The following is a 20599-nucleotide window of genomic DNA, read 5'->3' on the forward strand; positions in this document are numbered from 1 at the left end:
GCCGTTAGCACTGCTTGTCCAGTGCTCGCAGTAGCGAGGCGGCGGCGCGCAGGCAGTAGATCGACTACGGCAAGCGGCGCCGACGCAGCTAGTGCGAGTGCCAGGCGTTAGTCGCGTTCGATGGCCAGGGCCACACCCTGACCGCCGCCGATGCACAGGGTGGCCAGGCCTTTCTTGGCGTCGCGCTTGAGCATCTCGTGCAGCAGGGTCACCAGCACCCGGCAGCCGGAGGCGCCGATCGGGTGGCCGAGGGCGATGGCACCGCCGTTGACGTTGACCTTGCTGGCATCCCAGCCCAGCTCCTGGCCGACCGCCAACGCCTGGGCGGCGAAGGCTTCGTTGGCTTCGATCAGCTCGAGCTCACTCAACTGCCAGCCGGCCTTGTCCAGGCAGCGGCGGGTCGCCGAGACCGGACCGATGCCCATGATCGCCGGGTCGACGCCGGCATTGGCGTAACCGGCGATCCGCGCCAGCACCGGCAGGCCGAGGGCCTGGGCCTTGCTCGCGCTCATCAGCAGCACCGCGGCGGCGCCGTCGTTGAGGCTGGAGGCGTTGCCGGCGGTGACGCTGCCGTCCTGCTTGAACGCCGGTTTGAGCTTGCTCAGGGCCTCGGCGCTGGCGCCAGCGCGCGGCTGCTCGTCGCTGGCGAAGGCGACGGGCTCGCCCTTGCGCTGGGGGATCAGGATCGGGGTGATCTCGTCGGCGAAGCGCCCGCCCTCGATGGCCGCGCAGGCCTTCTGCTGCGAGGCGGCGGCGAAGGCATCCTGGGCTTCGCGGCTGATGGCGTACTTGTCCACCAGGTTCTCGGCGGTGACACCCATGTGGTAATCGTTGAAGGCGTCCCACAGACCGTCTTCGATCATGCTGTCGAGCACTTTACCGTGGCCCATGCGCAGGCCGGTGCGGGCGCCGGGCATGACGTAGGGGGCCAGGCTCATGTTCTCCATGCCGCCGGCGATGATCACCTCGGCATCGCCGCAGCGGATGGCCTGGGCACCCAGGTGCAGGGCTTTGAGGCCCGAGCCGCAGACCTTGTTCAGGGTCAGCGCCGGCACCGCATGGGGCAGGCCGGCCTTGATCGCGGCCTGGCGCGCGGGGTTCTGCCCGGCGCCGGCGGTGAGCACGTGACCGAGGATCACTTCGTCGACCTCGGCGCCATTCAGGCCGGTTTGCTCGAGCAGGCGGCGGATCACCGCGGCGCCCAGTTCGACTGCCGGGATGCCGGCCAGTGCACCCTGGAAGCTGCCGATGGCGGTACGGGTGGCGGCGACTATGACGACTTCTTGCATGGGATGACTCCTGCGAATGATCGGCCCTTGTGGGAGCGGGCTTGCCCGCGAACCGGGCGGTTCGAAAAGCGTCGCGACCACGGCCGCTCCCACAGCGACCGCTGAACCGGACAGCAGCTTCAATAAAACGCCCCGGAGGCGCCGTGCGTGGTGGCGGACTCCGAGGCGCTAGACAACCTAGAAGGTCATTTCAATGACATCGTCCGGCACGATTAGCTTGCCGGCGGTCTTGGCGACGATCTCTTCGACGCTGACTCCCGGCGCGCGCTCACGCAGGATGAAGGCGCCGTTGTCGATCTCCAGGTAGGCCAGGTCGGTGAGCACCTTGCGGATACAGCCGCAGCCGGTGAGCGGCAGGCTGCAATGCTTGAGCAGCTTGGACTCGCCGTCCTTGGAGGCGTGGGTCATGGTGACGATGATGTTGTCGGCACCGGCCACCAGGTCCATGGCGCCGCCCATACCCTTGATCAGCTTACCGGGGATCATCCAGGAGGCGATGTTGCCGTGCACGTCCACCTCGAAGGCGCCGAGCACGGTGAGGTCGACGTGGCCGCCGCGGATCATGGCGAAGGACTCGGCCGAGGAGAAGATCGAGGCGCCCTTGCGCGCGGTGACCGTCTGCTTGCCGGCGTTGATCATGTCGGCGTCCACTTCGTCCTCGGTGGGGAAGGCGCCCATGCCGAGCAGGCCGTTTTCCGATTGCAGCATCACGTCGATGCCTGCCGGCACGTAGTTGGCCACCAGGGTCGGAATGCCGATGCCTAAGTTGACGTAGTAACCATCCTGCAACTCGCGCGCCACACGCTGAGCCATCTGTTCACGGGTAAGAGCCATGACGAAAACCTCTTGTTATCGGTAGTTGCGGGTTGATCAGGCGCGCAGGGTGCGCTTCTCGATGCGTTTCTCGAAGTTGCCCTGGATGATGCGATCGACGTAGATGCCCGGGGTGTGGATGTGTGCCGGGTCGAGTTCGCCCGGTTCGACGATTTCCTCCACCTCGACCACGGTGATGCGCCCGGCGGTGGCCACCACTGGGTTGAAGTTCTGCGCGGTGTGGCGGTAGACCACGTTGCCGAAGTGATCGGCCTTCCAGCCTTTGACGATGGCGAAGTCGCCGGTGATGGCGGGTTCGAGGATGTAGTGGCGGCCGTTGATTTCGCGCGCCTCCTTGCCTTCGGCGACCGGGGTGCCGTAGCCGGTGGCGGTGAAGAAGGCCGGGATGCCGGCGCCACCGGCACGCAGCTTCTCGGCCAGGCTGCCTTGCGGGGTCAGCTCGACTTCCAGTTCGCCGCTGAGCAACTGCTGCTCGAACAACGCGTTCTCACCCACGTAGGAGGCGATCATCTTGCAGATCTGCCGGTCTTCCAGCAGCACACCGAGGCCGAAACCATCGACCCCGCAGTTGTTCGAGACCACGGTCAGCCCGCGCACGCCCAGGCGGCGGATCTCGGCGATGAGGTTTTCCGGAATGCCGCACAGGCCGAAGCCACCGGCCAGAACGGTCATGTTGTCGGTCAGCCCGGCCAGGGCTTCCGCGTAACTGCCTACCCGCTTGTCGAGTCCACTCATGCTGCTGCGCCTCTTGTAGTTATGGGTTCGGCAGCCGTGCTGCCAGCAAACGAGGCAGAGCTTCACTGTTGCGGACTGATTTGTTAAGTTTGTTTTTCTTGTTAATTGATGATGAAAGTAAATAAATGACCGTCAAGCAATTGCGCGCCTTCCTCGCCGTGGCGCAGAGCCTGAGCTTTGCCCAGGCCTGTGAGCGTTTGCACCTGTCGCAGCCGGCCCTGAGCCTGTCGATCAAGAACCTGGAAGAGTCGCTCGGTGGTCAGCTGCTGGCGCGTACCACCCGCAGCGTCAGCCTGACCCCGGAGGGCGCAACCCTGCTGCCCATCGCCCGCCGCCTGCTGGCGGACTGGGACAACGCCGAGGAACTGCTGCGCCAGCACTTCACCCTGCAGCTGGGCAAGGTCGCCATCGCCGCCATGCCGTCCTTTGCCGGTAACCTGCTGCCGGTGGCGCTCAAGGCGTTCCGCCAGCGTCACCCGAAGGTCAACGTGGCGGTGCATGACGTGATCAACGAGCAGGTGCTGGAGATGCTGCGCAACCGCCGCGTCGAGCTGGGCATCGCCTTCGAGCCGGAGTCCCTGGATGGCCTGGATTTCACACCGTTCTACAGCGACCGCTTCGTAGCCGTGGTGCCGGCGGACAGTCCCCTGGCCGAATGCGCCGAGGTGACCTGGGAGCAGCTGCTGCGCGAGAGCTTCATCACCCTGCAGCGCCCTTCGGCGGTACGCCTGCTGCTGGAAGAGCGCATCGCCGCGCAGCACGGCAAGCTCCCCGTAGCCTTCGAGAGCCACCAATTGGTGACGGTGGGGCGGATGGTCGCCCAGGGCCTGGGGGTGAGCGCGGTGCCCAGCCTGTGCATCCAGCAGATGGAGGAGCTGGGCGCCCGTTGTGTGGCCCTCAACGGCCCGCAGGTGGAGCGCCGCGTCGGCCTGCTGCGGTTGGCCGAGCACAAGCTGTCGACGGCGGCGCAGGCGTTGGCGGACATCGTCATCGAAGTGTCCTCCAGCCCGGCGCGAGCAAGCCGATAGTCAGTGCTCTGGCGCTGCGCTGCAGCGCCTCCGGTGTAGTAACCGATTTCGGGTCTGGGCCGGGTGACAATGTTTTGAGCGGCAAACGTCGATCAATTAACGATCACGTTGTTTGTTGCACAGCCGTGGGGCGGCGATCAGGCATCGGGGCAGTGGCCAGAAAAAGCCATAGGCTCGGGGGGATGAATGCGCGTCGCCGCTGTCCAACCCGCGGTTGCACGGCGAGGCAGCAATGCCCACGCTAGTGTCTGCCAGTCGCCATCGCCTTTGGGAGAATCAAGTGTCAGCGGTTTTTTTGCGTCAGCTATGCCGTTCAGCGCTGCTGTGGGTTGCCATGGGCGCTTCCTTCGCCGCTTTAGCCTGTCCGGCCGGGCAGCATGAAGTCTGCGTGGTCAGCTGCTTTTGTGCGCCCGGCTCGAAAGAGGACATGGGCTCGATCTTCGACAGCGTCAGCCAGATGGCCGCCGCTGGATTGCAGCGGTGGATAGTGCAATCGCGCAACACCGCGGCAGCCGGTGATGTTCGGCAAATCCCGCTGAATATCCGTGCCCAGCTCGAACCCTACTATGACCTTCAGGTGCTCGAGTTGGCTCGCTACAAGGTGGGCGATGAGGTGGAGCTGAACGCGGCGCATACCATGCTGCAGAACCCCGATGTGAACGCCGTCACCCTGGTGGACATCATCGTCTTCCGCTCTGCCGATGACGCCCTCAACAACGTCGCGCTCTGGGCGCATGAGTTGAAGCATGTGCAGCAGTATCAGCAATGGGGGGTGGGCGAATTCGCCTCGCGTTATACCCGGGACTACCAGGCTGTCGAGGCGCCGGCCTATGCGATCCAGGTGCAGGTGGCCAGAGCGCTGCGAGCCAGCGTGGCCCAGGCCGAGCTGGCTCGTTAACCGCCGCGTGCCAAGGGCGGGCAGCGGCGAGAATGGGGACTGGTTATGTTGGCGCTGCGACTGTCGATAGCGGGGCGCCGGAGATCGTGGGGCTGCGCTCGGGTTTGTTAGTCCTCTCGTCCAGTCAACGCCGCTGATGCTTCTGTCCGGACACACCTACCGAACCATTGACCACCACGCTGGCCGCAGCCTCGGAGCCGCGGCGAGCATCGGCTGGTCAGTCGCCGTAGATGTCGAAGTCGAAGTACTTCTTGCGGATCTGCTCGTAGGTGCCGTTGGCGCGGATGGCGGCCAGGGCCTTGTTCAGCTCGGCGGCCAGTGGGTCATGCTTGCGCACCGCGATGCCGGCGCCTGTGCCGAAATATTGCTGCTCGGTGAAGTTCGGCCCAACGAACTGAAAGGGGCTGCCTTCCGGTTTCTTCAGCAGGCCTTCTTCGATGGCGATGGAGCCGGCTAGGCTGGCATCCAGGCGGCCGGCCAGCAGGTCGAGGAACACCTCGTTCTGGGTGCCATAGCGAACGATCTCGGCGCCGGCCGGCACGAAGTACTCGCTGGCGTAACGGTCGAAGTTGGTGGCGCGCTGCACGCCGATACGCTTGCCCTTGAGGTCGGCCGGGAGGCTGTCGATGCCGTTGCCCGTGCGGGCGACCAGCTTGGCCGGGACGCGGTAGTAGCTGTGGCTGAAGTCCACCGACTTCAGGCGTTCCTCGGTGATCGACACCGACGACAGGGCCGCGTCGATCTTGCGCACCTTGAGCGAAGGGATCAGGCCGTCGAACTCGACCTCCTTCCATTCGCAGGTGACCTTCATCTCGGCGCACAGGGCCTGGCCGATGTCGTAATCGAAGCCCTGGATCTGGTTGTCCGGGGTCTTATAGGCGAATGGCGGGTAGGCCGCCTCGATGCCCAGGCGCAAGTGCTTGTCGGCGGCCTGGGCGGTGCAGGCAAAGGCGACCAGCGTCGCCAGGCCGAGGGTCTTCAGAGTGCTGTAGCGATTCATAGGTGGCTCCAATTACGTTGTTGTTGTAATCCGGATGCTCCAGGAAATGAAGTCACCCGTTATCGGCAGCAGCGCGTCGAATGACTGCTGTGCATGGCGCTTGGCTGGCCACTGCGGCCATACCTCCGGGCGGGCCCGGTGGGTTCAGGGTGAATGCCGTGCTCAGACCGCGGCGGTGACGATCAGCTCCAGGCGGATGTCGGTATCGTCGAAGGTCACCTGGGCCGTGGCGCGGGCCGGCGTCTCGCCGGGGGCGAACCAGGCGCTCCACTGCTCGTTCAGCGCCGAGAAGTCGCCGAGCATGTTCTTCATCCAGATCTGCGCGCTGAGCAGGCGGCTCTTGTCGCTGCCGACCTCTGCCAGTAATTCCTCCAGGCGCTGCAGCACCTGGCGGGTTTGCCCGCGCACGTCCTGACTGCAGTCGGCGGCGACTATGCCGCTGAGCCAGGCCACGCCGTTGTGCACCACCACGCGACTGAGGCGGGGATTGCTGTCGATGCGTCGGATGCTGTTCATAAGGACTCCTGAGGGACGCTGGCGCTGGGCTCGCTGGCCAACTGGGCGAGGGTGATGGGTTTCAAGGGCGAGCGGATGCGGTAGTAGCCGACCTGCTCGGGGCAGACGCCACGGCGTTCGGCAATCACTTCGGTCACGCTCAGGCCGCACAGGCGTCCCTGGCAGGGGCCCATGCCGCAGCGGCCGAAGGCCTTGGTCTGATTGGGGCCGAGGCAGCCAAGGTCGACGTGCTGGCGAACGTCGCCGGCGCTGACTTCTTCGCAGCGGCAGACGATGACCGCATCCGCCGGCACGCGACTTTCCAGTGGCGGGCGGTACAGGGCGTCGAGCAATGGTCGCGCGGCGAGCTGCCGGGCCAGGGCGCGGCGGTAGGGTTGGGCGAGCACCTCGATGGCAGGCGCAGCGAGGCGTTGCAACTGCCCGGCGACGGCCAGGGCGGCGAGCCGGCCCTGTTGCTGCGCCGCCAGCGCGCCGCCAATGGCGCCGCCGTCGCCGGCGATGAAGATGCCGGGCAGGCTGGTCTCGCCCCAGGCATCGCGCTCGGCGCTCCAGCACAGTTGTTGGCTGCTCCAGTGGTGCTGCAGGCGCAGCGACCAGCTGATCTGGGTGTTCGGCACCACGCCCTGATGCAGCAGGATCAAGCTCGCCGGAATGCGCCGCTCGACGCCGCCACTGCTGAAGCGCAGGGCCTGAGCCTGTTCTTCGCCCTCAATCGCCAGATCGCGCGCACCGCGATAATGCTTCACCCCGGCGCGACGCAAGCTGGCCAGCAGTGACACGCCCTTGAGCAGGTCGCGCCAACCGCGCAGGGCACCCGGCAACTGGCGCCAGGCGCGCAGGGCATCGGTATGCCTGCTGGTGTCGACCAGCGCCGCCAGGGCAATGCCGGCGCGCAGGTACTGCACGGCCAACAGGTACAGCAGTGGACCGCAGCCGGCCAGGATCACCGGAGCGGTTGGCAGCAGCGCGGCACTTTTCAGCAGGATCTGCCCGGCACCGGCGGTCATTACTCCGGGCAGGGTCCAGCCGGGAATCGGCATGGGCCGTTCATAGGCGCCGGTGGCGATCAGCAAGCGCCGCGCCTGCAGCACATAGGCGCGGCTGTCGAGCAGGTAGTGCACCTGTTTCTGCGCGGTGACTTGCCATACCGCCGCACCGGCGATGTAGCGCGCGCCGCAGGCCATGAAGGCCTGGCTCAGACGCAAGCCGGCCAGGTAATCCGCACCCAGTATCGCCAGGCGCTGCGGGTCGCTGTGGTCGATGTTGCGGTAGATCTGCCCGCCGGGTGAGCGCTGCTCGTCGAGCAGCGCCACGCTCAGACCATGGCGGCGCGCCTCGAGCGCCGCGCTCATGCCGGCTGGGCCGGCGCCGATGATCAGCAGGTCGAAGGTTTCAAGCGTCATCGTGCTGCTCCTCCAGCGCGGACGCCGGGCTCAGGCTGCGGGCCCCGTGCTGGCTGCGCACGCGCAGGCCGGGCGCAACCGGCAATAGGCAGGCCTGGCAGTTGGGTACGCCATCCACCTCGACCAGGCACTCGAAGCACACCCCCATCATGCAGTAGGGCGCGCGCGGGCTGCCGCTCACCGGGGTGCTGCGGCTGCGGCGCACGCCGCTGGCGAGCAAGGCGGCCGCCAGCGAGACGCCGGCCGGCACCTGCAAGGTTTGGCCATCGAACTCGATGCTGAGCAACCCAGCGTCCGAGGGCAGTTGGCGGAACAAGCTGTCAGCTGGCATGGCGCACCTCGGTTGCAGTTGCGGTGGCGGTGGCGAAACGTTGCAGGTCGAAGGGGCTGATCTCCGGCAGGGCCTGTTCCCCGGCGATCCAGGGCGCCAAGCGCAATGCATGGACAGCGGCCAGGGTCACGCCGCTGTGGCAGGACAGCACGCTGGCGCCCAGCGCGCCGGGCAGGGCCTGATAGATCGGCGCGCCATCCGGGCTCAATACCCGCAACGCGCCCCAGGCACGCACCAGGCGCACATTCGCCAGGCGTGGAAAACACCGCACCGCGCGCCCGGCGATATCGGCCATCACAGCGCTGCTGGTGCCGTCGTCGAAGCCCACCGATTCCGCCGAATCGCCCAGCTGCACGGTGCCTTCGTCGGTCTGGCGGACGGTGCTGGTGGGGTAATGGAGGAAGGGTTCGAGGCGTTCGGTCACCAGGATCTGCCCGCGACTGGGCTGCAGCGGTACCGGCTGGCCCAGCAAGGCGCCGAGCTCGCGGTTGCCCAGTCCGGCCGCCAGCACCAGGCGCTCGCTGTGCCAGCGCTGGTCGCCGCTGGCAAGCTCGAAGCCCTCGCCGCGTTGCGCGATGCCACTGACCCGGCGGCCATTGAGCAGTTTCACTCCGCGTGTTTGACAGGCGACATGCAGGGCGCGCAGCAATTTGAGCGGATTGACGTGGCCATCCAGCGGTGAATAGCAGGCGCCGACTACCTGCGGGCCGACACCGGGCAGGCGTTTGCGCAGTGCGGCCGGGTCGAGCAGTTCGAAGGGATAGTCGCCATCCAGAGCATCTTTGAGCCAGCACAGACGACGGCTTTCTTCGGCCATCTCCGCAGCGGACAGGCACAGCTGAAAGCCGCCGGGCTGGCGCAAGTGCACGTCTATACCGGTGTCGTCCAGCAGCATGCGCGCCAGCTGCGGCCACAGCGCTACCGATTGCAGGGTCCATCGCGCATAAGCCGGCATGCCGTAGCCTTTGCCCTGCACCCAGAGCAGGCCGAAGTTGCCACGTGCCGCGCGCAAGGCCGTATCGCCCTCGTCCAACACGCTGACCTGGCGCCCCAGCCGAGCCAGACCATAGGCGACGGCCATGCCGGCCAAACCGCCGCCAATGATCATGATCTCAGTTTTTTGCATAGGTCCGCCTCAGTCTGAATGACTCCAGCGCTTGCGCTGGGAGTCAGTCAAACTGCCTTGTCAGTGAAGATGACACTGATCCTAGGGCGCTTATGTGGCGATGAAAAATGCTTTATTTTGGCAAGGCCATGTCTTTTTGTTATGGGGTTGTGACGAATGAATCTGCGTCAATTGGAAGCCTTTCGTGCGGTCATTCTTGGGCAGACCGTCACCCGCGCCGCCGAGATGCTGCACATCTCCCAGCCGGCGGCGACCCGGCTGATCGGTGCGCTGGAGGAGGACATCGGCTTCGCCCTGTTCGAGCGGAGCAAAGGCCGTCTGCAGCCCACGCCGGAAGCGCTGGTGCTGTACGAAGAAGTGCAACGCTCGCTGCTCGGCGTGGAACGCATCGCCCGTACCGCGCGGGAGATCGGCAGCCTCACCCGCGGCTCGCTGCATATCGCCTGCGCGCCAGCGCTGGGGCTGTCCTTTCTGCCGCGAGCGATCAGCGCCTTTCTCAAACAGCACGAGCAGGCGCAGATCACCCTGGTGGTGCAGTCATCGCGTGAAGTGGTGGACCAGGTGGTGGGGCAGCGCTGCGACCTGGGTTTTATCGTGCAGCCCAATACCTACCCCAGCCCGCGCAGCGAGAAGCTGTTGAAGTCGCGCCTGCTCTGCGCCTTGCCGGTCGGCCATCGGCTGCAGGACAAGGCGCTGATAGTGCCCGAGGATCTAGAGGGCGAGGCCTTCATTTCCTACCCGCAGGCGATCGCCTCGCGCCAGCATATCGACGCGATTTTCGCCGCCCACGGCGTCGAGCGAGAGCTGCGCCTGGAAACTCAGCTGTCGATCCCCATGTGCATGTTCGTCGAGCAGGGCGCCGGAGTCGCCTTGGTGGATGCCATTAGCGCGCTGGAATACCGGGGTGCCGGCGTACTGTTTCGTGCCTTCGAGCCGGTGATCGAGATGGATTTCAGCATGCTGATTCCCACCCAGGCCCGGCTCTCGAAGTTCCACCAGCGATTCATCGAGCATATGCGGGCCTTCGTGGCCACTGAGGTACCGGACAGCTACAAAGGCTGAGCGGGTCCCGCACTGCTACCTAGCCTGAGCTGCATGATGCTGAGTGGCTCGTCTCGGTAGGCCCTGTGCGGGGTGCGGGCGCTGTACGAAAAACGTACAGCGGGCGCCAGGCCGCGCAGGCATTGGCCTGTGTTCAGCAGGGCACAGCTTATCCACAGCTCGGCGCACAGATATTGTGTCTAAGTGGCTGTCTATCTTGTTGATATGGCTTAAAAAGCTGGGGGGAACGGTGCGGCGTGGGAGTCGGTCGCGGGGTTGCTACCTAATGAGTGGGATGTCATGACCGGCTTTGCCGGCGCCATTGCCGTTGTACGAAAAGCACTCAGCGAGCGCCAGGCCGCGCAGGCACTGGCCTGTATTCAGCAGGGCACAGCTTATCCACAGCTCGGCGCACAGATATTGTGTCTAAGTACCTGGCTATCCTGTTGATATAGCTCAAAAAACGATCAGGCCTCGGCAGGCGTTACGGGACTAGGGCTGTGTCTCTGTCTGTACAGCTTATCCACAGCGCTATCCACGGGCGTTGTGGGTAAGCCACTCGCAGGCACTAGAACGTCAGGGTTCGGCTGACATGATTGATGGTGGCCAGAATCTGCCTGGGTTCGGCCAGGGCCGGCGCCATGGTCCAGCGTTGGAAGGCGTCATTGCCGATACGGAGCATGCCGGTGTGGGTGGTCTGGTCGCGGTCGACCTGCGGATCGGGGTCGGAGAAACCGAGGCTGTAGCGCAGCTCTTCGATATCGTCGGCTGCGCCGGTGAGGAACAGCCAGCCCGGCTCGGCGTGGTGCAGTTCGGCGTAGGCCTTGAGCAGTTCGGGGGTATCGAGCTCCGGCTGCAGGCTCAGCGAGTACATGAACACGTCGCGGCCTGCGCGGGCGCCCAGCAGTTGTTGCACCTTGCGCAGGTTTGCCGTGGCGGTTGGGCAGATATCGGCGCAGGCCACGTACATCATGTTGATGGTGACCACCTTGCCGCGCACCAGGTCGTCGTAGAACCTGACTTTCTTGCCTTCGTGGCTGATCAGCGGCGTATTGGGAATGCGCTTGTCTGGTGTCATGGCTAGTTGGGGTTGGGCCATGGCGCCGCGCCAGACCGGGATGCCGAGCGCGGCGACGCCCAGGCTGCCCATGCCCAACACCAGTTCTCTGCGAGTGTTCATTTGAGGTTCACCTCACTGATCAAGGTCGTTGCCGCGTGCGAATCAGGTGTTTTCATCCTCGACGTCCCAGCGCACCATCATCGCGTGGTCCTCGTGGATCACGTTGTGGCAATGCATGACGTACTTGCCGTGGAAGTCGCGAAAGCGCATGAGCACGCGGATGGTCATGGTTTGCTCGAGTACGAACACATCCTTGCGGCCGCGCTCGTGCGGTGGCACGGGCACCTCGATGCCATCCACGCTCTTGCTGAGGATGCGGCCTTCCTCCAGATGGATGTGAATGGGGTGAGACCAGCCGCCGGACTTGCCCACCAGCTCCCAGACCTCGGCTTCGCCCTGCTTGATCTTGGCGCGCGGGTTGTGCACGTCGAACAACCTCCCGTTGACCATCCACAGGCCGTTCTTGCGATCGAACTCCCAGCGCCGCACGCGCAACTTGCTGATCTCCTCGGCTGAAGGCAATTCCGGCAGTTCGCGGAGTTGTTCGGGTACCTGACTCAGGTCCTGCTGCGGCGGATGCCGGTCGACGATGAACTTCAGCACGCGAGTGCCCGGCGCCTTGACGTCCTTGGGCTTGCGCGTGCTGTCCTGGCGCAGGCGGTTGACCAGGTACAGCTCGGTGCCGATTGGATACTGCGAGAAGTCGACCACTATGTCGGCGCGCTCGGCCACCGCGAGACGCACCTTGCTCTGGTTGAACAGCGGTTGCGGCAGCAGATTGCCGTCGTTGGCGATATAGGTGAAGCGCTGCACCTTGTCCTTCGCCGTGACCAGATAGAACTCGTAGAAGCGGCTGGGCCCGCTGTTGAGCAGGCGAAGGCGGTACTTGCGCGCATCGACGCGCAGCGCCGGCTCGATCTTGCCGTTGACCACTATCTTGTCGCCGAGTACGCCCTCGACATGCAGGTCATCGTAGAACAGCTGGCCGTCTGGCTGCGGAGCGAAGCGCCTGTCGCCGAAGGCCAGCGGGTAGTCGTAAGGGTGGCTCGGCAGGCGCAGGGCGCCCGGTTTGTCATCGTCTTCCTTACCCGTGTCGATGTGGTCGAACAACAGGTAAAAACCCACCAGGCCGCGGTAGACGTTGGTCGCGGTGAAGTCCGCGGTGTGATCGTGATACCAGAGCGTGCCCTGGGCCTCGTTCGGATCGCCGATACCGTCGCCATGGCGGGCTCGCCATTCGTCGTAACCGGCATAGATATTGGGGTAGAAGTGGTCTTTGAATTCTCCTGCGCCTTGCTTGGGGCCTGATCGATCCAGGGTCGGACCTGCCATGCTCGAACTGTAGAAATCACCGGGGTAGCCGTCGCTCTCGGAGGGGCTATGTAGATTGTGCAGGTGGGTGGAGATCTCCGGGCTGCCGAAACCCACGTGGTCTTCCGGCAACTTGTTGTGGATGCGACAGAGGGTCGGTGTGCCGTAGTGGGCGAAGATGGTAGCGGGCACGGTCGCGTCGGGGTTGGTGCCGCGATAGGCCCAGACGCGCTGCTTGGGCAGGTCCGGGTGAACCACGTACTCGGCATTCTCCACTGCGCTCAACTCATAGAACTCCGGCGCACCCAGCACGCCAGTCAGCTCGGCGTAACGCTGGTGCGGTGCCCGTCCGGCTTCGCCGCCGGCGGTATTGGGGGATACGCTGGGTGGCGGATTCAGGGTACTGGCGCTTTCAATCGGGACTATCTGTCTGGGTAGCTCCTCCAGCCAGGGCCGAGTCGGTGGGCTGGGCGGGAAGACCGGTTGTGGGGTGGTCACCCATTCCGCCGCATCGCTGTTGCGCAGGTTTAGCAGCAGCGGGGCGGCCAGTGCGCTGGCGGATAGTTTGAGGAATGTGCGTCTTGCGGGGTCGCCGGATGGGTCCTTGATGGGTGGCGACGCGGACGTCTTGCTGTTGTTCATGAACTGCCTCCGCATCCTTGCCTGTAGTTAGTCAAGGAATGTTGATTGCACAGGGGGTCTCCTCGGAAAACGACGCGCAATACGCATGCCGGTACTGCGCACGTCGTGAACCGTTACACCTGACTAAAGCTTTTAGTGCGACTAGTGTCAAATTGCCGGCGAGTTATGATTTTGTTCTATTTAGAGTATTTATCTGATTGTTTTACATGTAGATATTTGTTTTATGTTTTCGAGAAGGTGTGTTGCGAAGCGGGCATATAGCGAAATATATGCAGCTGAAGTCAGCTGAAGCGAACTAAAGGGGGCGTGCGCTGCCCGATGCGGGGCCGTGCCAGGCAGCAAAGTGAGCCCGGCTAACGGTGCAACAAGGGTTGCAGCAGCGCGTGCATGGAGCGCCAGTGCGAGCCTTGCCAGAACACCCGCTGGCAGCGCGCGCAGCTGAGGAAGTACTGCTGATGCTCGCGCACTTTCGGCGGCAGTCGTTCGGCGATCAGCGCCTTGTCGATCGGCTGCAGCGGGGCGTTGCAGTGCAGGCACAGGCTGAAGGGCCGTACGCTGCGCGCTAGGTCGAGGCGTTCGAACAATTCGCGCAACTGCTGCGCGGGCTTCAGGGCATGTACATAGCAGCCGTGGCTGATGATCCGCCGCTTGAGCAGTTCGCGGTCGCGGGTCAGTACGATGCGCCCCTCGCAGGCGGCCAGTTCGGCGATTTGCTCGTCATGGAAATGGTTGTCATACAGGGTGTCGAACCCGGCCATGCGCAGCAGATGGGCCAGCCCACCGAGATGGGCGTCGGCGATGAAGCGGGTGATGCGTAGCGGCTGGTCACGCACCTTGAGCAGCGGACTGATATCCAGGCGCTCGAACTTGGGATAGACCGCCACCCGATCACCTTCTGCCAGCAAGCGTTCGAAGCCCACCGACTGGCCATTGACCAGCACCAGCTCGACCTCGGTATGCGGCACGCCGAGCGCCTCGATCATGTGCTTGCAGGTCGCCGCTCGCGCGCAGTCGCAGGTAAACGCCGTGCCGCGACGCTCGGCGGGAAGAAAATCGTTGAGCTCCTCGTAGAAGCGAAAGGTAGCGCTGACCATGACCTCAGTATGGCAGGAGCGCCCACGGCGTCAGGCTTCGGGCTGTGCGCAGTGGCTTGGTTGGCGCCGTTGACGTGACCTGCTGTCGGCCTTTTTCGCGTTGTCACACGGTACCTATGGGCATCGAGCAATTGCAGTCGATGGAGGTTGTCCATGACACTGACGGCCCAGACGCTGGCGCACCGCCTTGGCACTGATGTCGAGCGTTGCAAGGGCAACCCCAATTCATCACCGCGGAGAACCCCCGTGTCCCAACTCGATCAAGCAAAGCGTCTCGCGGCCCGACTGGCGCTGTTGAGCAATCCGCAGGCGCAAGACTGCAACGTCTACCGGCCGGACGAGGCCGATCCCGAGGCCGAGGAAAAGGACCTGGGCGATGCCAAGATTCTCTTTACCGGCCCCTTCCAGGCCCCCGCAGACTGGGACGCAGCCGAGCGCGAGGACTACTTTGGCGATTCCGCGCCGGAACTGTTCGTCACGGCCCGAATCGAGTGCGAGGCCAAGCCGGCATCGACCGGCTTCTTCGAAGCCGAGATCGGCGATTACGTGGCGACCATGCCGGGGCTGGGCGAGGTGCTGATGTTCTATGTGCATGACTTCCTCGATGAGGAGGACGGCACAACCTACATCCTGGTTCGCGACGAAGAGCTGCTCGACTAGGTTCCTCTGGATTGGCCTAGGTCGCGGAGAGACAGGCAAAAGACTCGTTCGGATCGCAGACGAGCGCCGTCTATCGAGTGCGTCGGCACCTGGCCAGCGCGGTCCGCTCAGCATGAGCCGGGGCTGGGTGAGACGCCGACGGCGTATTGCGCCGCCGACGTGTCCCGATGCAGCGCCAACGTTGAAACGTCGCTGGCGCTGAAGGAGTGGAGGGGCTCCCTGTCCATACCCACTCCAGTTGCGTTACCTGGGTGTCAGGGTGCTAGTAGCGCAGCAGGGCGCCATTCTCGATCCGCACGCGGTCACCGACTCGCAGGCCATCGGTGGTTGGCTGCGTCAGGGTCTGAGATGCCCCATTGTTCATGCGGATGGTTATTGCATAGGCATCCGCCGGCTGGTTGCGTTTCTCCAACTGGTGGCCAATATAGGCACCGCCTGCAGTTCCGGCGATTGTCGCGGCCGTGTTGCCACTTCCCGAGCCCACCTGGTGGCCCGCCACACCGCCGATCACGGCACCGGCCACGGTGCCCAGGCCGTAGCCGGTACCGGCAACGCCCTTGTAGTCTTGTTTCACGGTGTCGATGGACTCCACCACGCCATATCCAGAGTAGATGGCCCTGGGTTCAGCGCTGCTCTGGTAAGGCTCATCCGGGTAGGAGGTCGGGGCAGGCGGACCTGGTGTCGAGCATGCGCTGAGCGTAAAAACACTGAGCAAACCAAGCACGGGTCCTAATCTAAGCATCATCGTCATAGCGAGTGTCCTCTTGAACTGCCTGCTGCACAGAGCCGGTTCCATATTGACCACGGCTGGAGAGAAAAGTCCGGTTGCGCCTCGCTCGCTTGCATACCGCCTTGGCTCCTCAACCCGCTCTGGGTGCGATGCCACACCCAGTCGGTGCGCTGCTGCCCATCCAGTCCCAGGCCGCGAAACGTGGCTGTGGTTGGGCTTGTCCGGCATATTTCCAGCGCGCTTCGTGGACCGACAGCTAGCGCCCATCTAGCGTTGATGCCATTCAACAGACCTAGTGCCTGAGCTTTCTCCGCGCTGGGGAATCAGCGTGGCGGCTGTTGTTCGCGCAGCAGTAGCTGCAGCTCATCGCTGATGGGCATCGGGGCGAAGGCGCTGACCCGTGCCCGCCCGCTGTTGCCGATGGGCACCCAGACCCTGGAAAACAGCAGCGCGGCGATGATCCGCGGAAGCTGGCCCACCACCTCGCGCAGATCGCCGCTGCGCCAGCCGAGCCGCAGCATGCGCCAGTGAGTACCGGCATGCCGCAGCGGCAGGCGCTGGCTGAGGATGTGCGCGCGCTCCAGCCAGCGGAACGCGCCGGGGTAGTCTGCCTGCCGGCTGGCCGTGTCGACCTGCCGTAAGGCTTGATCGATGGCGTGGTGCAGTGCTGGGTTCATCAAAAGTCTCCCGAATGTTACTTGCGCAGCAGGCGCAAGCCGTTGAACACCACCAGCAGGCTGACGCCCATGTCGGCGAACACCGCCATCCACATAGTGGCCTGCCCGGTCAGGGTGATGCCGAGGAACAGCAGCTTGATCCCCAGAGCCAGGGCGATGTTCTGCTTGAGCAGCGTCGCGGTCTGCCGGGACAGGCGCATGAACGCCGGAATCTTGCGCAGGTCGTCATCCATCAGCGCCACATCGGCGGTCTCGATGGCGGTATCGGTGCCGGCCGCCGCCATGGCGAAACCGATCTGCGACTGGGCCAGGGCGGGTGCGTCGTTGATCCCGTCGCCAACCATGCCGACCACCTCGCCGCGCGCCTGTAGCGCCTCGATGGCTTGCAACTTGTCGCCGGGCAACAGGTTACCGCGCGCCTCGTCGATACCGACCTGCGCGGCGATGGCCGCGGCCGTGTGTGGGTTGTCGCCGCTCAGCATCAGGGTGTTCACGCCTAACTCATGCAGCTCGGCGATGGCCTGGCGGCTGGAGTCCTTGAGCGTATCCGCCACGGCGAACAGGGCCAGCGCGCGCGCTGGATCGCACAGCACCACCACGCTTTTGCCCTGGCGCTCCAGGCGATCGAGTCGCGCTTCCAGTTCGGGCGAGCAGAGGCCGAGTTCCTCCACCAGGCGATGGTTGCCCAGGTGATAGTCGAGACCTTCGACCGTTCCGCGCACCCCGCGCCCCGGCAAGGCCTCGATCTGGTGCACGGCTTTCAGGTCCAGGCCGTTGTCGGTGGCCTGCCGAGCGATGGCCTGGGATACCGGGTGATCGGAGCGCTCCGCCAGGCTGGCGGCGAGCACGCGATGAGCGTCGGCGTCGGCCTGGACCAGCGCCAGGTAGTCGGTTTGCAACGGCTTGCCGTGGGTCAGGGTGCCGGTCTTGTCCAGCGCCAGCACACTCAGCTTATGGCCGAGCTCCAGGTAGGCGCCGCCCTTGACCAGGATGCCTTTGCGCGCCGCCGCGGCCAGGCCACTGACGATGGTCACCGGCGTCGAGATCACCAGCGCACAGGGGCACGCCACTACCAGCAGGACCAGGGCGCGGTAGACCCAGTCGAACCAGAGGCCGCCGAGCAGCAGCGGCGGGATCACCGCGATGGCCAGGGCCAGGGCGCAGACCACGGGGGTGTAGATCCTGGCGAAGCGGTCGACGAAGCGCTGGGTCGGCGCCCGCGAGCCTTGGGCCTGCTCTACCGCATGGATGATGCGCGCCAGGGTGCTGTGGTTAGCCGTCGCCGTGGCGCGGTACTCCAGCGAACCGGCCTGGTTGATGGTGCCGGCGAACAGCGGATCGCCCAGGCTTTTTTCGACCGGCAGGCTTTCCCCGGTGATCGGCGCCTGATCGACAGTGGAAGTGCCGGCCACTACCTCGCCGTCCAGGCCGATGCGCTCGCCCGGCCGCACGCGCAGCAGCGAACCGAGTGCGACGTGGCTGACCTCGACCTCCAGCCAGCGGCCATCGGCCTGCTGCACGGTCGCTCGTTCGGGCGTCAGCTGCATCAGGCCGCGAATCGCATGGCGCGCGCGGTCCAGCGACTTCGCCTCGATCAGCTCGGCCACCGTGAACAGGACCATCACCATCGCCGCTTCCGGCCATTGGCCGATCAGCACCGCGCCGGTCACCGCGATGCTCATCAGCGCGTTGATGTTGAGGGTGCGCTGCTTTAGGGCGATCCAGCCTTTCTTGTAGGTGCCCAGCCCGCACAGCAGGATCGACGCCAGCGCCACGCCCGCCACCAGCCACTCGGGCGCCAGCGCGGCGAAGTGCAGGATTTCCGCCGTCACGGCAGCCAGTCCGGCCAAGGCCAGCGGCCACCAGGCCTGCTGGCGCGGCGCGGCGCTGGCCGTAGCGTCGGACTGCCCGGCATCCTCGGTCACGGGGCTGAAGCCCAGCTCGCGGATGGCCGCCAGGGCTGGCGCCAGGGCCTGTGGCTCATGGCTGAGGGTCAACACGCGCTGCAGCAGGTTGAATTCGATAGCGCCGATGCCCGGCAGGCCGGCCAGCTTGTCGCGGATCAGTTGTTCTTCGGTGGGGCAATCCATCTGCTCGATGCGCACACGGGTTTGCCCGTCGCTCAGCGAAGCGTCTGCCGGCATGTCCCGTACGCTGCGCGCCTCGGCGGAGGCGCAGCAAGCGGCGATGGGGCGGTTCTCTGCGGTGGTTTGTGCGGCGCTGCGATGGCTCATGGGGGTGTCCTCGGATTCGATGTTGCCGAGTACACACCCTGAAGTCACTATAGGGTCAAGCATTTGCCGGAGGCGCTAGATGAAGATCGGAGAACTGGCCAAACTGACCGACTGCCAAGTCGAGACCATCCGTTACTACGAGCGCGAAGGCTTGCTGGCTGCGCCCGCGCGCAGCGAAGGCAACTACCGGCTGTATGGCAGCGAGCATGTCGAGCGGCTGACCTTCATCCGCAACTGTCGCACCCTGGACATGACCCTGGACGAGGTCAGGAGCCTGTTGAACCTCAAGGACAGGCCCGAGGAAAACTGCGAAGGCGTGAATGCCCTGATTGACGCGCATATCGAGCACGTAAAGGTTCGCCTGGCGAGCTTGCAGGCCTTGCAAGCGCAGCTGATTGAACTAAGGCATCGCTGCTCGGTGGAGCGGGGCGTCGAGCAGTGCGAGATTCTTCATCGGCTGACCGAGAGTGGCGGGGTCATTCCGCCAAACGAAGGCAGCCATTCCCATGTCGGCAAGAGCCATGGGCGCTGAGGCGGCCACCGCGCCATCCAGACGCAATAAACACATAAGTGAAAGTGAACGATGAACCCAGCAGCAATCGCCATTCTGCAACACCAGCTAGTCGCCGCCTTAACTGCCGTGCCCGAGGAGACGCGCCGCCTGTTTCACGGCCGGGGGCAGCGCTGGCCGGGGCTTGAGCACGTCACCGCCGACTGGTTGCAAGGCGTGCTGCTGGTGTGTCTGTTCAGGCAGCCGAGCGACGCTGAGTTGGCCGAACTGAAAGCCATGCTCATGGACTTGAGCGAGTCGTCTGCCTGGCGGGGCAGCAAGGCGCACACCCTGCTGCTGCAACACCGCTACCTGCCGGACAGCCTGACCGAATGCCTGCTGGGAGAGGCCGTCGAGCAATGGCCGATCAGCGAGCACGGCCTGCGCTATCAGTTGGACTTGGGCACCAAACAGAATAACGGCTTGTTTCTGGACATGCGCTACGGCCGCCGTTGGGTGCAGGAGCAGGCCCGGGGCAAGCGGGTGCTCAATCTATTTGCCTACACCTGCGGTTTCTCGGTGGCCGCGATTGCTGGCGGCGCCGAGCACGTGGTCAATCTGGATATGGCCAAGGCGGCCTTGAGTCGCGGGCGGGACAATCACCGGCTCAACCAGCATGACCTGAGCCGGGTGAGCTTCTTAGGCCATGAGCTGTTCAAGTCCTGGAGCAAGGTCAAGAAATACGGCCCCTATGACCTGATCATCATCGACCCGCCGTCCTTCCAGAAGGGCAGCTTTGCCCTGACCAAGGACTACCAGAAAATACTCCGCCGTCTGCCCGATTTGCTCACCGCACAAGGCGTGGTGCTGGCCTGCGTCAATGACCCCGGCATCGGTCCGGACTTTCTGATCGAGGGCATGGCCAACGAGGCGCCCAGCCTGCGTTTTACTCAGCGCCTGGAAAACCCGCCGGAGTTCGCCGACATCGACCCGGACAGCGGATTGAAGGCGCTGGTGTTTCGCCAAACCGGCGATGTTGCCGCGAACCACACCGCGTAGAGTTGCCCCCTGCTTGAGCTCCGCAACTTCATGTGTTGAGTCGTGTTCGGGTGTTTGAATGGCCGTCGTTAGGGCCTTTTTCTGTCATTTGTGACTGGCGGAAGGTGACCCGCAGAGGTCACTTGCGACAGGCAGGAAACGGCCGATTCTGTTGAAAAAGTCGCTTTGCCCTAACGGCCCCAATAGTGACCGATGAAAACCCCTTTGCTGTGCGTCGCTACGTGAAATCTGAGCCCCAAACGTCTGCAGAATTTTAAGATTTCAATCTCATGCGCCAACTTTTACGTCGTGGTAACCAAGGCCGACTTTTTCAACAGAATCGGCCAGGAGCAGACGTTTAAAGTAGAGGAAATAAATCTGTCCCCACTTCGCTCGGGCACG

The 20599-nt window shown here is 64.5% G+C and carries 21 protein-coding genes; 7 read left to right on the forward strand and 14 right to left on the reverse strand.

Annotated elements, in window-relative coordinates:
* Nucleotides 1-107 precede the first annotated feature (107 nt).
* The 3 genes from FBY03_RS12955 to FBY03_RS12965 form a co-directional block, all read right to left on the reverse strand.
* A complete protein-coding gene (locus FBY03_RS12955) occupies nucleotides 108-1289 on the reverse strand; it encodes an acetyl-CoA C-acetyltransferase (protein WP_147172782.1) in 1182 nt (393 codons plus the stop codon).
* A gap of 177 nt (nucleotides 1290-1466) precedes the next feature.
* The gene (locus FBY03_RS12960; RefSeq protein WP_147172783.1) at nucleotides 1467-2123 is read right to left on the reverse strand and encodes a CoA transferase subunit B; all 657 of its coding nucleotides are present in this window, start codon (nucleotides 2121-2123) and stop codon (nucleotides 1467-1469) included.
* A 36-nt stretch (nucleotides 2124-2159) separates the two neighbouring features.
* A complete protein-coding gene (locus FBY03_RS12965; RefSeq protein ID WP_147172784.1) occupies nucleotides 2160-2858 on the reverse strand; it encodes a CoA transferase subunit A in 699 nt (232 codons plus the stop codon).
* Between the two features lie 125 nt (nucleotides 2859-2983).
* Here FBY03_RS12965 and FBY03_RS12970 point away from each other — a divergent pair, with 125 nt between their 5' ends.
* A complete protein-coding gene (locus FBY03_RS12970) occupies nucleotides 2984-3886 on the forward strand; it encodes a LysR family transcriptional regulator (protein WP_147172785.1) in 903 nt (300 codons plus the stop codon).
* A gap of 334 nt (nucleotides 3887-4220) precedes the next feature.
* Nucleotides 4221-4784 carry a DUF4157 domain-containing protein gene (locus FBY03_RS12975; protein ID WP_147172786.1) on the forward strand — a complete coding sequence of 188 codons (564 nt, stop codon included), beginning with the start codon at nucleotides 4221-4223 and terminating at the stop codon, nucleotides 4782-4784.
* Between the two features lie 217 nt (nucleotides 4785-5001).
* Here the strand turns inward: FBY03_RS12975 and FBY03_RS12980 are convergent, their stop codons facing one another.
* From FBY03_RS12980 to FBY03_RS13000, 5 genes are all read right to left on the reverse strand, one after another.
* On the reverse strand, nucleotides 5002-5784 hold the full coding sequence (locus FBY03_RS12980; RefSeq protein ID WP_147172787.1) for an ABC transporter substrate-binding protein: 783 nt from the start codon (nucleotides 5782-5784) through the stop codon (nucleotides 5002-5004).
* Between the two features lie 162 nt (nucleotides 5785-5946).
* Nucleotides 5947-6300 carry a RidA family protein gene (locus FBY03_RS12985; protein WP_147172788.1) on the reverse strand — a complete coding sequence of 118 codons (354 nt, stop codon included), beginning with the start codon at nucleotides 6298-6300 and terminating at the stop codon, nucleotides 5947-5949.
* On the reverse strand, nucleotides 6297-7703 hold the full coding sequence (locus FBY03_RS12990; protein ID WP_147172789.1) for an NAD(P)/FAD-dependent oxidoreductase: 1407 nt from the start codon (nucleotides 7701-7703) through the stop codon (nucleotides 6297-6299). Before FBY03_RS12990 ends, FBY03_RS12985 begins: the two co-directional genes overlap by 4 nt.
* Nucleotides 7693-8034, reverse strand: a complete 342-nt coding sequence (locus FBY03_RS12995; protein ID WP_147172790.1) for a (2Fe-2S)-binding protein — start codon at nucleotides 8032-8034, stop codon at nucleotides 7693-7695. Before FBY03_RS12995 ends, FBY03_RS12990 begins: the two co-directional genes overlap by 11 nt.
* Nucleotides 8024-9160 (reverse strand): FAD-binding oxidoreductase, encoded by a 1137-nt coding sequence (locus FBY03_RS13000; protein WP_147172791.1) that lies wholly within the window; start codon nucleotides 9158-9160, stop codon nucleotides 8024-8026. The genes FBY03_RS12995 and FBY03_RS13000 overlap by 11 nt, the downstream gene beginning before the upstream one ends.
* A 156-nt stretch (nucleotides 9161-9316) precedes the next feature.
* On the opposite strand from FBY03_RS13000, the gene FBY03_RS13005 reads away from it, so the two are divergent.
* Nucleotides 9317-10222, forward strand: a complete 906-nt coding sequence (locus tag FBY03_RS13005) for a LysR substrate-binding domain-containing protein (protein ID WP_147172792.1) — start codon at nucleotides 9317-9319, stop codon at nucleotides 10220-10222.
* 279 nt (nucleotides 10223-10501) lie between these two features.
* A complete protein-coding gene (locus FBY03_RS22985) occupies nucleotides 10502-10651 on the forward strand; it encodes a hypothetical protein (protein ID WP_156088618.1) in 150 nt (49 codons plus the stop codon).
* A gap of 118 nt (nucleotides 10652-10769) precedes the next feature.
* On the opposite strand, the gene FBY03_RS13010 is transcribed toward FBY03_RS22985, so the two are convergent.
* The 3 genes from FBY03_RS13010 to FBY03_RS13020 all read right to left on the reverse strand — a co-directional run bounded on the left by FBY03_RS13010 (nucleotide 10770) and on the right by FBY03_RS13020 (nucleotide 14368).
* Nucleotides 10770-11381 carry an SCO family protein gene (locus FBY03_RS13010; RefSeq protein WP_147172793.1) on the reverse strand — a complete coding sequence of 204 codons (612 nt, stop codon included), beginning with the start codon at nucleotides 11379-11381 and terminating at the stop codon, nucleotides 10770-10772.
* A gap of 42 nt (nucleotides 11382-11423) precedes the next feature.
* Nucleotides 11424-13274, reverse strand: a complete 1851-nt coding sequence (locus FBY03_RS13015) for a multicopper oxidase family protein (RefSeq protein WP_147172794.1) — start codon at nucleotides 13272-13274, stop codon at nucleotides 11424-11426.
* Between the two features lie 353 nt (nucleotides 13275-13627).
* Entirely contained in the window at nucleotides 13628-14368 is a 741-nt protein-coding gene (locus FBY03_RS13020) for a Mut7-C RNAse domain-containing protein (protein ID WP_147172795.1), read from the reverse strand.
* A gap of 246 nt (nucleotides 14369-14614) precedes the next feature.
* Here FBY03_RS13020 and FBY03_RS13025 point away from each other — a divergent pair, with 246 nt between their 5' ends.
* Nucleotides 14615-15028 (forward strand): hypothetical protein, encoded by a 414-nt coding sequence (locus FBY03_RS13025; protein WP_147172796.1) that lies wholly within the window; start codon nucleotides 14615-14617, stop codon nucleotides 15026-15028.
* Between the two features lie 262 nt (nucleotides 15029-15290).
* Here the strand turns inward: FBY03_RS13025 and FBY03_RS23060 are convergent, their stop codons facing one another.
* From FBY03_RS23060 to FBY03_RS13040, 3 genes are all read right to left on the reverse strand, one after another.
* On the reverse strand, nucleotides 15291-15602 hold the full coding sequence (locus tag FBY03_RS23060) for a glycine zipper 2TM domain-containing protein (protein WP_178090657.1): 312 nt from the start codon (nucleotides 15600-15602) through the stop codon (nucleotides 15291-15293).
* A gap of 479 nt (nucleotides 15603-16081) precedes the next feature.
* Nucleotides 16082-16435 carry a DUF3703 domain-containing protein gene (locus tag FBY03_RS13035; protein WP_147172798.1) on the reverse strand — a complete coding sequence of 118 codons (354 nt, stop codon included), beginning with the start codon at nucleotides 16433-16435 and terminating at the stop codon, nucleotides 16082-16084.
* A 17-nt stretch (nucleotides 16436-16452) separates the two neighbouring features.
* On the reverse strand, nucleotides 16453-18669 hold the full coding sequence (locus tag FBY03_RS13040) for a heavy metal translocating P-type ATPase (RefSeq protein WP_147172799.1): 2217 nt from the start codon (nucleotides 18667-18669) through the stop codon (nucleotides 16453-16455).
* Between the two features lie 79 nt (nucleotides 18670-18748).
* On the opposite strand from FBY03_RS13040, the gene cadR reads away from it, so the two are divergent.
* Together cadR and FBY03_RS13050 are read left to right on the forward strand one after the other, a co-directional pair.
* Nucleotides 18749-19201, forward strand: a complete 453-nt coding sequence (cadR, locus tag FBY03_RS13045) for a Cd(II)/Pb(II)-responsive transcriptional regulator (protein ID WP_147172800.1) — start codon at nucleotides 18749-18751, stop codon at nucleotides 19199-19201.
* A 51-nt stretch (nucleotides 19202-19252) separates the two neighbouring features.
* Nucleotides 19253-20218, forward strand: coding sequence for a class I SAM-dependent methyltransferase (locus tag FBY03_RS13050; protein WP_147172801.1), 966 nt, complete (start codon nucleotides 19253-19255; stop codon nucleotides 20216-20218).
* The last annotated feature ends 381 nt before the right edge of the window (nucleotides 20219-20599 follow it).

The organism is Pseudomonas sp. SJZ079, assembly GCF_007993865.1.
Taxonomy (GTDB): Bacteria; Pseudomonadota; Gammaproteobacteria; order Pseudomonadales; family Pseudomonadaceae; genus Aquipseudomonas.